Genomic DNA, 11,920 nt, shown 5'->3' with positions numbered 1-11,920 from the left:
AGCAGGTGTCCGTTACTTATGGCGGTGCGGCACGTTGAAGTGAAATGACGACTGCGAGTCTGTGGTCGCATGTCCATTCAAGGAGAACTTTGATGTCTCGTATCGCGAAGACGGCCGCCGTCGTCGCCGGTGCAGGTGCCGTGGCGCTCGCCGGTGCGGGTATGGCTGCTGCCGACGCCGGCGCCGAGGGCGTCGCGGCGCACTCTCCCGGAGTTCTCTCCGGCAACCTGCTGCAGGTTCCGGTGCACGTCCCGGTCAACCTCTGCGGCAACTCGGTCAACGTCATCGGCGCGCTGAACCCGGCCTTCGGCAACAAGTGCGTCAACGCCGACGACCACGAGCAGCACGGCAACAACGGCGGTTACGGGGACTAGTCCCCCCGCATCCGGCCGGGCGTCCTCGCGACGGCCCGGCCGACATTGTTCGCACGTACGGCCTCCCGGTCTTCTCCCTCCGGGAGGCCGTCGTCGTGTCAGGCGTACCGGTAGATGCCGCGGTGGTCGAGCAGGGCCGACGGCCGCACGTCGAACGGCGGCATCGGCTCGTCGAGCGCGGCCACCCGGCGGTACTGCGGGTCGCCCGGCGACGGGGGTACGGCCGGGAGGTAGCGCGCCGAGCCGGGGTGGGCGGCCTGCCAGCGCGACCAGAGACAGTCGATGAACGCGTGGTGGAGCCAGAACACCGGGTCGTTGACGGCGGCCGCGCCGAGCATGAGGCCGTTGACCCAGCGGTGCACCTGGTTGTGGTTGCGGAACTTGGCGTTGCCCGACGCCGGGGTCCAGCCCTCGATCTTGTTGCGGAAGCCGGTCCTGCTGGTGGAGTTCCACGGCGCTACGTCGTACACCGGATCGGCGAGCGCGTAATTGACGTCGGCGGGCGTGGGGAGGCGGATGGGGTCGTTGGGCCGGCCCATGTCCCGGGTCAGGAACCGGCCTTCGCTCACATTGACCTGGATCTCCCAGTGCCCGTTCGCGTACGCGAAGGGACCGGTCATGACCTGGAGGTCGCCGCGGCGCCCGTTGCCGCCCATGAAGTCGTCGCTCCAGAGGGAGGATGCGGGCGAGTTGTCCCGCGTCCAGTCCCAATAGGGCACCGTGACACGGGGGTTGATCTGCTGGAGGGACCGTTCGAACTGGAGCAGGAACTGGCGGTGCCACGGCAGGAACGACGGCGCCATGTGCGCCACCCGCAGCCCGTCGTCGCCGTCCGAGACGTAGAAGCCGATGTGCGTGCGCACCAACTCGTCGTATCCGCCGCGCCGTTTGAATTCGAGCACCGCGTTGACGAACGCCCTGCGCTCGGCACTCGTGAGATCGCGCTGGTTCTTACGCGTGTACACCACGGGCTCCCCCTCCCCGGTGGCCGCCGTGCACGGGTACGGAGGCGAGCCGGGCGGGGCCCAGCGCCACCGCCGCCGCGCGGGCGGCCTCCTGTGCGGTGGCGAACGACTCGTAGTGGTCGACGGAGCTGAGGTAGCTGCCGTCGGCGCGCCGCATCAGGGTGAGCTGGCGCCCGTCCACGAACACGGTGACCTCGGCGCCGCCCGCCTCGACCGGCCAGCCCTGGATGCGGTGTCCGGCGTGCATCTCGTCGAAGGTGGCTCCCGGAGCCGGCGGGTGCGGCGCGAAGGCGCCCGTGGGCTCGCCGTAGGGCTCGGCGGAGCGGATGCGGGACAGCGCGGTTGCGGTGAAGGCCACGGAGGCCGAGGCGAACAGGGCGCGCAGCAGGCCGCGCCGGGCGATGCGCCAGCTGGTGCGGGGCGGGGGCGTGCCGGGCCTGGTGGGCTCGGGGGCGCGGCCCCGCGGGCGGGTGCGGCCCGGCCGCCGTGCGTGCCAGAAGTATGTCGCTTCGTTCATGGGCGTCTCCCTCGTGCTCGCTCGCGCGGACCGGTCCGGCACATGCGTAGGCCCCGGAAACCAGCGTGTTTCCGGGGCCCGTCCAAGCGTCCGCTCTCCTTGTCCGATGCCGGGTTCAACGACGCCCGGTGCCACAGGAAACGGCCGTGGCCGTGACGTGGTCTCCCCGGGCCGGTACTGGTTGCACGGCCCGGGGAGTCCTCAACCATGCGACTGGTCAGTGGAGTCAACGCATCCGGATGCGGCACGTGTCGCGGCCCGCTGGTGATTCACACGGTCGGCCCAACGTGCCCGCACGGTCGCCTTCAGCCCGTCCAGAACTCCCACCAGCGGGTCAGGATCAGCATCCCGATCGCTCCCGCGTGCAGCACCGGCAGCACCCAGGTGAACTCGGACAGCAGGCTCCGGACCCAACCGGGCGCGGGCAGCGGCCCGTTGCGCAGGGTGAAGGAGGTGACGTACCAGAACATGACGATCGTGGCGGCCCACGCCAGACAGCACCACAGGCACAGCGAGTTGATCCGGTACAGCGACTCGAACTGTAGCCAGCTGACGAAGCAGACCCCGAACAGGCCGCCCGCGTTCAGCGTCAGCCAGTACCAGCGCCCGAAGCGCCCGCCCGCGAGCAGGCTCGCTCCCGCGCAGACGACCAGGCCGTACGCGACCAGGCCGAGCATCGGGTTGGGGAACCCGAAGACGGAGGCCTGGGCGCTCTTCATGACGTTGCCGCAGGACACCACCGGGTTGAGGCTGCACGCCGGTACGAAGTGCGGGTCCTTCAGGAGCGCGAACTCGTCGAGGGTGATGACCCACGAGGCCACCAGCCCGGCCACCCCGGTGAGCACGAGCAGCCAGGCCAGGGCCCGGCTGCCGTCGAGCCCGGTGGCGTCCGCTCCTGGCGGGGCGCAGGCGGTGACCGGCGCGGGCGGCTGGAGCGTCCCGGGGGTGGGCATGGCTGTCTCCGTTCTCGTCCGGCGGGGGTGGTCAGCCGCGCAGGCGGCTGACGGGGAGCACGCAGTGACCGGCGGTGGAGATGGTGCCCGGGTCGCCCGCGAACGCCCTCAACTGCTCGTCGGTGACGGCGATTCCGGGCCGCCCGCCGGGCCAGGAGCAGGTGGCGAAGACGAACTGGACGCTGCCGCGCCGCTCGGCGGCGGCGAGCCACTCGGGCGGCACCGGGCACTGGGCGGTCAGAGCCGGCATGGTCAGGACGGCCTGGCCGCCCTGGACGATGAGGGTCACGGCGAGCGCGCTCCCGGCCGCCTCGTCGAGAACGCTGCCGGCCGGCATGCCCAGCTCTTCGAGGAGCGCCCGCGCGGCGGCTTCGGCGCCCTCGGGCCCTTCGATTCCGTCACCGAGCGAGTACGCCATGAGGAAGGGCACATCGCCGGACTCGTCGGGGTGTTCGCCGCTCCACGCGATGACGACGAGCGAGCCCAACAGGGCGGCCCTGGAGGGCTGTACGGAACTGGCGGCTGAAGTCATGGCGGGACTCTAGCCACATTCCGGGCCGAGCCCGGCGCAGTTGTCACCCAGGGGGATGAACCGGTCCTTCACCGGCACCCCGGACCCGAGGCGCGCCCGGACACGCCGGAGCGGCCCCGGGATCCCCCGTCCCCGGAGCCGCTCGATCGCCCTGTGCGGGCGGTGGGTCAGTCCGAGTTGGTGCAGGGGGTGCCGAACGCCGGGTTCAGGGCGCCGATGACGTTGACCGAGTTGCCGCAGACGTTGATCGGCACGTGCACGGGAACCTGGGCCAGGTTGCCGGACAGAACGCCGGGCGACTTCGCCGCGACGCCCTCCGCACCGGCGTCGGCGAAGGCGGAGCCGGACGCGGCACCGGCGGCGAGACCGGCGGCGGCGAAGGCGAGAGCGGTCTTCTTTGCGGTGTTCATGGTGAAACCTTCCACTCGGGGGAGTTGCCTCAGCGTAGGCAAATGACCGGGAGCCGCCGGAAGCGAACACGCCGGGTTGATTGTCTTTCCCTCGTACAGCGCAGAACTTGGGCGAACGACGCGTCAATTCACCGTCCGCACCGCTCTGTTCACTTACCCGGCCGCTGCCCCACCGGAAGGCCGCCGAGGTGCTGGCCCGCCGGGGCGGCCCCCTTGACCTTGTGGAGACCCCGGGCGGTGCTCACCATCGTGTGGCGCAGCGAGTCGTTCGACTTGGGGTCGAGCAGGTGGGTCTGGAGGGGCATGGCATCGGCCATCGGCGACGTGGTCAGGTGCTGGGCCAGCGTGTCGACCCCTGCGTTCAGGCTCATGGGGGGAGGAGTGAGGTCACCCGCCGCGAAGGCCGGGGCCGCGGCACCCACGACCGCGAGGGAACCGGCTACTGCCGCGGCAACCTTCATCGACTTCATCATCATTCCTTCCGCTGAATGCATTGCGCTGCGTCGCCTTGGGTAACGACTCCCGGATGGTTGGGAAACTCCTCGGGCGCGGGTTTATGGGCCGCGCGCACAACGCGGAAGCGCCGCCGATACTCGTATTACATTCCATGAATTCCGGTACGGCTGCGGACAGTTGAGGGTGACCGGGCCCCGGCGCCGGACAGTCCGAAGCGCCGGTCCCGATCGGGGCCGGCGCTTTCCAGGAATACCGCTGCGGGACAGCCTCGGGGTACGGCTCAGACGGGCGGCTTGGGCAGTGGCGGCAGACCCGGCAGGCTCGGCGCCGGCAGTCCGCCGCCCAGCACCGTGGCCACGACGACACCGACGAGGCCGGTGACCACCGCGGTCGCGTGGGGCACGAGGCCCGCGACGTTGAGCGTGGTGACGTCCTTGACCAGGGTGTCGATGGCCTTCTTGAGCGCGGCGACGGCGTCGTCCCTGATGTCCAGCGGCGCGGCGGACGTCTCGGAGCCGCCCGACGACGGATAGGGCGGGGCGGGCAGCGCCGGGGCGGGCGGGGTGGGGAGGGCCGGGGCCGCGGGGGCGGCCGACTTCAGCTTGTCCAGAGCGGTCGTGATCTTGGCGACCTGGGACTGGAGATCGGCCGCGGGCAGCTGGCCGTTGTCCGCCTTGAGCACCGCGGTCAGCAGGTCGGTCACGGGCGTGATGGCACCCCCGAGGTCGCCCAGCGTCTTGACCTGCGCGAGCACGGCGTCGGCGCCGGGTACCGGAGCCTCGGCGCGTACGGGTCTCTGGTGAGGGAAGTCGGCGGCCATCGTGGTTCCGGCGGAACCGAGGACCAACGCGGTCGATAGGGCCACTGCGGCCAGCCGCCGCGGCGTGCGTACGCGCATGAAACGATTCTCCTTCGGTGGGACATGCCGATTCCCTCACCGTGCGCGGGCCTGGTAACCCCCGCAACCGCGTGCTCACCTCAGGTGAGTTCGGCGCCCCCGCCGCAGCGCGCCCAGCTGGCACGACTCCAGATGTCTCGCCCACACGCGGGTTTCCGCCATCCGGGGCAGCACGAAGCCCCGGCGACTCCTTGGGCGGGAGCGGCCGGGGCCTTGGGCCGGGAACTACTTGTTGACGCAGGTGTTGCCGAAGGACGGGTTCAGCAGGGCGATGACGTTCACCGTGTTGCCGCAGACGTTGACCGGCACGTGGACCGGGATCTGGGCCATGTTGCCGGACACGACGCCGGGCGAGTGGGCGGCCGCGCCGTGCGCGTCGGCGTCGGCGGCGGCGACGCCCGCTCCGCCGGCGATGGCGGCAACGGCAGCGGTGGAAAGGACCATGGCCTTCGCGGTACGCGACATTGGAGAAGCACTCCTAGTTGAGAAGATTGACTGACCGGGTGTTGTCACTCGACCTACGGTCAACGCGGCCCCGAGCACACGGTTTTGCCCCTAACGGGTGAACCGGCGTTTCGTGGCCGTACAGGATGGTTCCGGGGCGCCCGTGGGCCGTGGACGCGGCTGGTGAGCACGGGCCGTGGGCGTCGCGCCGGCGACTTACTCGTTGACGCAGGCGTTGCCGAAGACGGGGTTCAGCAGGCCGATGACGTTCACCGTGTTGCCGCAGACGTTTACCGGCACGTGGATCGGCACCTGGATCAGGTTGCCGGACAGGACCCCCGGCGAGCCCTTGGCGACGCCCTCGGCGCTCGCGCCGTCGCCATGGCCCGTGGCCGACGCCACGCCGACGCCCAGCATCGCGACCGCAACACCGGCCCCGGCCGACACGACGGACTTGGCAATTCGATTCATCGCTTTTCCTTTCGAGTGAAGATGAGGCCACCGATACAACGAGCCCGGTGTCAAGGAGATACGGACCGTCGCTCGAAGGGACACTCCGGCGTACGCATTCATGACGGAACCGGGTCGTAAATACGGTTACAGTGCTCCCCGTCCCCGGGCCGTCAAAATGCGGGGGCCTCCGGCAGCCGGAGCGCCAGTAATGGGAATTCGCCGCGCGGGCCGGTCGTACGAACAGCCTTGAAGACGACTCGGATGCTTTTATTCAGCTTTCATTTCGAGCGCTAGGACCGGAGTGACCGCGTATGCCGTCGCCAGCCAGAATCCCCGTCGGGCCCGGTGGACCGGAGTCCGCGCGGGAGTTGAGTGTCCTGCACCTGGTCCAGCCCGCTGAGGGGGGCGTGGCCAGAGTCGTCACGGACCTGGTGCGGGACCAGCTGCGCAGCGGTTTCCGGGTCACCGTCGCGTGCCCCGAGAACGGGCCGTTGAGCGGCGATCTGAGAGGCCTGGGGGCGCGGGTGTGTCCCTGGCCGGCCACCCGCTCGCCCAGTCCCGCGCTGCTCGGCGAGACGCTGCGGGCGGCCCGGCTGATCCGGCGGGTGCGCCCCGATGTGGTCCACGCGCACAGCGCCAAGGCCGGGGTCGCCGCCCGGCTCGCCGTACGCGGCCGGGTACCCACCGTCTTCCAGCCGCACGCCTGGTCGTTCGAGGCGGTCGGCGGGGTCACCGCGCTCCTCTCCCGGGCCTGGGAGCGCACGGCCGTGCGCTGGACCTCGCGCCTCGTGTGCGTCAGCGAGGGCGAGCGGGCCACCGGACGACGGGCCGGCGTCTTCGCGGAGTGTTCCGTGATCCCCAACGGCGTCGACCTCGACCACTACCGCGCGGGTGAGGAGACACCGGCCGCCCGGGACGCGCCCCTGGTGGTCTGCGTCGGACGGCTGTGCCGCCAAAAGGGCCAGGACGTGCTGCTGCGGGCCTGGCCCGAGGTGCGCGCGAAGGTGCCCGGCGCGCACCTGGTGCTGGTCGGCGACGGGCCCGACCTGGCGGCGCTGCGCGCGGCGGCGCCTCCCTCGGTGTCCTTCGTCGGCGCGGTTCGCGACACCGCCGCCTGGTACCGGGCGGCGGACCTGGTCGTGCTGCCCTCGCGCTGGGAGGGCATGGCGCTCGCCCCGCTGGAGGCGATGGCGTGCGGCACGGCCGTGGTCGTCACCGACGTGGGCGGCTCGGCCGAGAGCCTGGCACCCGGTCACGCCCGCCCCTGTCTCGTACCGCCCGACAGTCCGGGCGAGTTGGCGCGCGCCATGGCGGGGCTGCTCGGGGACGCGTCGCTGCGCTCCGCGCTGGCCCGCCAGGGGCACGCGCACGTATCCACCACCCATGACGTGCGGCAGACGGCCCGAAGCATCGCGGAGGTGTACCGCGACGTGGCCGCTCTGCAGCGCTCCGAGCACAGGGAACGCATCAGCCAGTGACCGCGGAAAGCATCGTCCCTTCGGCCGGGGGGCCGACCCCCGGCACCGGGATGTCATCGGGAACCGTTTCGGTGGTCACGCCCCGCGAGGCGCCGGACCACTTCGCTCTGTCGGCCCACCGGCCCCGCCCCGGGCGCCCGTTCGTGTTCCTGCTGCTCGCAGTGGACTGCACCGCGGCGCTGCTCGGCATGCTCGCGCTGCCGTACGCCGGGCTGCCCGCCGGGCCCGCCGCGCTGCTCGTCGCCACGGTGCTGGTCCTCAACACCCAGGCCGGGCTCTACCGGCCGACGCTGGTGCGGGGCATGCTCGGCGACGTGCCCGCGCTGTTCTTCCGGGCACTGATCGGCTGGTGCGTCGTGTCGACGGTGCTGGCCCACCGCACCGCCCTCGTCCACGAGTCGGCCGATGTGCCGCTCGCGGTGTCGGCGGTCGCGACCGGCTGCGCCGTGCAGACGCTGGTCAGCTGCGCGGGACGCAGCGCTGCGCTGTGGCTGCGGCGCCAGCAGGCGGTGCGCAGGCCCCGGCCCACGCTGGTGGTGGGCCCGGCGGCCACGGCGGTGCGGGTCAGCGCGGCGCTTTCGCGGCAGTCGAGCGGCGGCATCCGCCCCGTCGGCGTCGTCGTCCCACCGTCCGAGGGGCCCGTAGAGACCTCGCCGGTGCCGGTGCTGCGCAGCCTGGAGGACGTCCAGCGCGCGGTCATCCAGAACGGGGTGCGCGACTGCCTGTTCACGCACGCGGACGACGCCGCGGCCCCAACTGCCGTATTGCCACCGCTACTTGAGTCCCTGGGCTGCGCCCTGTGGCAGCTCGACACGCGCGCGCCCGGCTTCGTCGCCCCGCAGCCGGCGCCGGACGAGCTGGCCGCCTTCCCCTGCCGCCCGCTCACCAGCGCCGTCGCCAGCGGCCCCGGGCTGCTCTTCAAGCGGCTCATCGACCTGCTCGTCACGGTGGCCGCCCTGGTCGCCGCGGCGCCCGTGCTGCTGGTGTGCGCGCTGGTGCTGCGCTGGAGCGACGGGCCCGGGGTGTTGTTCCGGCAGGAGCGCATCGGGCTGCGGGGGCAGGCGTTCACCCTGCTCAAGTTCCGTACGCTGCGCCCCGACACCGCGCACGAGGCAGCCACCCGCTGGAACATCGCGGACGACCAGCGGATGAGCCGGGCCGGGCACTTCATGCGGCGTACCTCGCTCGACGAGCTGCCCCAGCTGTGGAACGTGATCCGGGGCGACATAAGCCTCGTCGGCCCGCGGCCCGAACGGCCCTATTTCGTGGCCCAGTTCAGCCAGGCACACCCCGGGTACGCGGCCCGGCACCGGATGCCCGTCGGCATCACCGGGCTCGCCCAGGTGCAGGGGCTGCGCGGGGACACCTCGATCGAGGACCGGGCCCGCTACGACAACTACTACATCGACCACTGGTCGCTGTGGCAGGACCTGTGCATCCTGCTGCGCACCGCGGCCTCCCTGCTGCGCCCCACGGGCAGCTGATGGCGTCCGCCGCCGCGGCCCTGCCGCGCACGCCGCCGGTCGCCCTGCCGGCCCCGCTGCGCCGGGCATCGCACCTGTTCCCACTGCTCGCCGTGATCGCCCTGCTCGCCACTCCCCCACTGGGCGGCGAGGGCTCGGTGACGGCCGCCGACGCCGCCTCCGGGCTGCTCGTCGTCTGGGCGCTGGTACGGGTCCTGCGCTCGGGAGCGCGGCCGCTGACCCGTACGGCGGCGGTCGCCATGGGGCTTTTGGTGGCCGGGATCTGCGTGGCGGCGATGGGCGCCGTCGACCCGGGCACCGCGGTGGCTGGGCTCGGCCGCTACCTGCAGATCTTCGTCCTGGTGCCGCTCGCCGTGGTGCTGCTGCTGCGCGACCGCGACGACTTCCGGCTCGCGGCGGCGGCCGTGGTGGCGCTCGCCCTGGTCGAGGGCGGGGTCGGCGTCCACCAGTACCTGACCGCCACCGGCGCCTCCTACATGGGCGAGGACATCCGCGCGGTGGGCACCTTCGGCGCCGTGGACATCATGGGCATGTCGACCGTGGTGTCCTGCGGGCTGCTCTGCTCGGTCGGCCTCGCCCTGGACCCCGCGCCCGAGGCGGGCCGCGGCCGGCGCCGGGCCGCGCTCTGCTGCGCCGCGCTCCTGCTCGTACCGCTGGCGCTGTCGTTCAGCCGGGGCGCCTGGATCGCGACGGCGGTCGCGGCCTGCGCGCTGCTGCTGCTCTCCGGGGTGCGGCGCGCGCTGGCCGTCACCGCGGCCGCGGCGGCGCTCACCGTGGTCGTGGTCGGCGGGACCGGTGCCGGCACCCAACTGCTCCAGGAGCGCCTCGACAGCATCACCCAGGTCGCCGACGCCCCCGACCAGTCCGTCACCGACCGGTACACGATGTGGGCGGCGGCCGGTCTGATGTGGCGTCACACTCCGCTCACCGGCGTCGGGTTGAAGGGATTCCCGGCGCACCGCGACGCGAACTCCTCGCTCGCGCTGTCCTCCGGCAGCGACACGGCGGGCGCGGGCGCCGCGTTCAAGCGCGAGCCGCTGCTCTCCCCGCACAACATGTACCTCCTCGTCCTGAGCGAGCAGGGCCTGCTCGGGGTGGTCACCCTCGTCGGCGGCTGGGCCGCGCTGCTGACCGCCGGACTGCGTGGGCTGCGCCTCGCGCGCGAGCGGGGCCGGGGCGTGGACTGCGCGCTGGTCGCCAACGGGCTCCTCATCTGGCAGCTCGTGGACTTCTGCTACGGCGACATCGGCGGGCCCTCGACGCTGGTGACCGCGCTCGTCCTCGGCCTCGCCGCCTGGTTCGCGATCGGCGGGCGGGAGGCGGTCCGGCCATGACGAAGACCACCGCCCCCCTCCTCCCGGCGGCCGCCGCCCTCCCCGACCCCGCCCCGTCCGGGCGGCTGTTGGCGCGCGCCGCACTGCTCACGGCCGTCCTCACCGTCGCCGGGGCGCTCCTCGGGCTGCTGCGCGACCAGGCCTTCGCGCACTTCTTCGGCGCCGACACCGACACCGATGCCTTCCTGGTCGCCTGGACGGTCCCGGAGGTCGCCGCGACCCTGCTGATCGAGGACGGGCTCGCCTTCGTCCTGGTGCCCGCGTTCAGTCTCGCCCTGGTCGAGCGCGCCCGGCGTCCGGATCCCGATCCGGTACGCGCCCTGGTGGCGGCCACGCTGCCCCGGCTGATGCTGGCGCTGGCCACGGGCGCCGCGGTACTGATCGCCGCCGCGCCCGCGGTGGTCGCGGTGCTCGCCCCGGGACTGCCCCGCGCGGACCTCGCCGTCGACTGCACCCGGCTGACCGCGACCTGCGCCCTGACCTTCGGCCTCGCGGGCTACTGCAGCGCCGCCCTGCGCGGGCACGGCCGGTTCCTGGCGCCCGCGTCGATCTACGTGGCGTACAACGTGGGCATCATCGCCCTGCTCGTGCTGCTCGGCCGGGCGTGGGGGGTGCGGGCCGCGGCGGCCGGGGTCGCGCTCGGCGGCGCGCTCATGGTGCTCGTCCAGCTGCCCGCCCTGTGGCGCAGTCGGCGCAGCCCGGTTCCGGCCGCCGCGCTGCCGCCCGCGCGCCACCCGGACCGGGGCACCTCACACGCGCTGCGGCTCGCCCTGGTCGCGCCGGTCGTGGTGTTCGCGCTGAGCCGCCAGACGCAGGTCCTGGTCGAACGCTTCCTGGCGGCGCCGCTGCCCGCCGGGGCCATCTCGCATCTGAACTACGCCCAGAAGGTGGCGCAGATGCCGATGGTGCTCTCGCTCATGCTGTGCACGGTCACCTTCCCGGTGATCGCGCGGGCCCTGGCCGCCGGCGACACCGAGCGGGCCAGGCGCCGGGTGGAGAGCGATCTCATCGTGGCGGGCACCATCGTGCTCGTCGGCGCCTCGGTGGTGGTGGCGTGCGCCCCGCAGATCATCGCCGTCCTGTTCCAGCGCGGCGCGTTCACCGCGGCCGACACCGCGGCGACGGCGGAGGTGATGCGCGTGTACGCGCTCGGGCTGCTCGGCCAGACCCTGGTCGGGGTGCTCGCCCGCTCGTACTTCTCCGAGGCCCGGCCCCTGTGGTTCCCGGCCTGCGCGATGCTGGCCGGCCTCGCCACGACCGCGACGGCCGGGGTCTTCGCCGTACCCGTGTGGGGCGCGCCCGGCATCGCCGCCGCCAACGCGCTCGGCATCACCCTGACCGCGCTCCTGCTCCTGTGGGGCAGCGGACGGCGCCGCATGGCACTGCCCACCCGCTGGGTGTGCGGCCAGCTCGCCCGGCTCGGCGTGGCTGCCTGCGGCGCGACCGCCGCCTGCCGCTGGGCAGCTGAGGTTTCATCACATTCCGTATCAGCGCTGGCAGTTGGCGCCGTTGCCGCCTGCGTCACCTTCGCCATGGTCGCCCGTCTGCTGCGCGTCCGGGAGTTCTGTCTGCTGTTCCGTCCCCTCACCCGAAAGCTCTGGCATGCCCGTTGACACGGCAGT

14 protein-coding genes are annotated in these 11,920 nt (G+C 72.7%); 5 read left to right on the top strand and 9 right to left on the bottom strand.

The annotated features are described in order from the left end of the window. Nucleotides 1-92 precede the first annotated feature (92 nt). A complete protein-coding gene (locus tag OG522_RS21300) occupies nucleotides 93-374 on the top strand; it encodes a chaplin (RefSeq protein WP_329464583.1) in 282 nt (93 codons plus the stop codon). Between the two features lie 98 nt (nucleotides 375-472). Here OG522_RS21300 and OG522_RS21295 read toward each other — a convergent pair whose 3' ends face one another. The 9 genes from OG522_RS21295 to OG522_RS21255 form a co-directional block, all read right to left on the bottom strand. Further along, on the bottom strand, nucleotides 473-1,342 hold the full coding sequence (locus tag OG522_RS21295) for a tyrosinase family protein (RefSeq protein WP_329464582.1): 870 nt from the start codon (nucleotides 1,340-1,342) through the stop codon (nucleotides 473-475). Then, nucleotides 1,326-1,856, bottom strand: a complete 531-nt coding sequence (locus tag OG522_RS21290; protein WP_329464581.1) for a tyrosinase family oxidase copper chaperone — start codon at nucleotides 1,854-1,856, stop codon at nucleotides 1,326-1,328. The genes OG522_RS21295 and OG522_RS21290 overlap by 17 nt, the downstream gene beginning before the upstream one ends. 305 nt (nucleotides 1,857-2,161) lie before the next feature. Next, entirely contained in the window at nucleotides 2,162-2,809 is a 648-nt protein-coding gene (locus OG522_RS21285) for a vitamin K epoxide reductase family protein (protein WP_329464580.1), read from the bottom strand. A gap of 31 nt (nucleotides 2,810-2,840) precedes the next feature. Continuing rightward, on the bottom strand, nucleotides 2,841-3,341 hold the full coding sequence (locus tag OG522_RS21280) for a DUF5949 family protein (protein WP_329464579.1): 501 nt from the start codon (nucleotides 3,339-3,341) through the stop codon (nucleotides 2,841-2,843). Between the two features lie 167 nt (nucleotides 3,342-3,508). Further along, the gene (locus OG522_RS21275; RefSeq protein WP_329464578.1) at nucleotides 3,509-3,751 is read right to left on the bottom strand and encodes a chaplin; all 243 of its coding nucleotides are present in this window, start codon (nucleotides 3,749-3,751) and stop codon (nucleotides 3,509-3,511) included. A 149-nt stretch (nucleotides 3,752-3,900) separates the two neighbouring features. Next, entirely contained in the window at nucleotides 3,901-4,122 is a 222-nt protein-coding gene (locus tag OG522_RS21270; protein ID WP_329464577.1) for a hypothetical protein, read from the bottom strand. A 365-nt stretch (nucleotides 4,123-4,487) separates the two neighbouring features. Next, a complete protein-coding gene (locus OG522_RS21265) occupies nucleotides 4,488-5,105 on the bottom strand; it encodes a hypothetical protein (protein WP_329464576.1) in 618 nt (205 codons plus the stop codon). A 225-nt stretch (nucleotides 5,106-5,330) separates the two neighbouring features. Then, nucleotides 5,331-5,570 (bottom strand): chaplin, encoded by a 240-nt coding sequence (locus OG522_RS21260; RefSeq protein ID WP_329464575.1) that lies wholly within the window; start codon nucleotides 5,568-5,570, stop codon nucleotides 5,331-5,333. A 195-nt stretch (nucleotides 5,571-5,765) separates the two neighbouring features. After that, nucleotides 5,766-6,020 (bottom strand): chaplin, encoded by a 255-nt coding sequence (locus tag OG522_RS21255; RefSeq protein WP_329464574.1) that lies wholly within the window; start codon nucleotides 6,018-6,020, stop codon nucleotides 5,766-5,768. A 389-nt stretch (nucleotides 6,021-6,409) separates the two neighbouring features. On the opposite strand from OG522_RS21255, the gene OG522_RS21250 reads away from it, so the two are divergent. The 4 genes from OG522_RS21250 to murJ are packed head-to-tail and all read left to right on the top strand — an operon-like array spanning nucleotide 6,410 to nucleotide 11,911. Continuing rightward, nucleotides 6,410-7,480 carry a glycosyltransferase gene (locus OG522_RS21250; protein WP_329464573.1) on the top strand — a complete coding sequence of 357 codons (1,071 nt, stop codon included), beginning with the start codon at nucleotides 6,410-6,412 and terminating at the stop codon, nucleotides 7,478-7,480. A 50-nt stretch (nucleotides 7,481-7,530) separates the two neighbouring features. Further along, nucleotides 7,531-8,964 (top strand): sugar transferase, encoded by a 1,434-nt coding sequence (locus OG522_RS21245; RefSeq protein WP_443074838.1) that lies wholly within the window; start codon nucleotides 7,531-7,533, stop codon nucleotides 8,962-8,964. After that, nucleotides 8,964-10,298, top strand: coding sequence for an O-antigen ligase family protein (locus OG522_RS21240; RefSeq protein ID WP_329464571.1), 1,335 nt, complete (start codon nucleotides 8,964-8,966; stop codon nucleotides 10,296-10,298). Before OG522_RS21245 ends, OG522_RS21240 begins: the two co-directional genes overlap by 1 nt. Further along, complete coding sequence (murJ, locus tag OG522_RS21235) at nucleotides 10,295-11,911, top strand: murein biosynthesis integral membrane protein MurJ (protein WP_329464570.1); 1,617 nt, start codon at nucleotides 10,295-10,297, stop codon at nucleotides 11,909-11,911. Before OG522_RS21240 ends, murJ begins: the two co-directional genes overlap by 4 nt. Nucleotides 11,912-11,920: the final 9 nt, after the last annotated feature.

Source organism: Streptomyces sp. NBC_01431, assembly GCF_036231355.1.
Taxonomy (GTDB): domain Bacteria; phylum Actinomycetota; class Actinomycetes; order Streptomycetales; family Streptomycetaceae; genus Streptomyces.
Note: the sequence above shows the minus strand (reverse complement) of the source record. Positions and strands in the feature narration are given on the sequence as shown.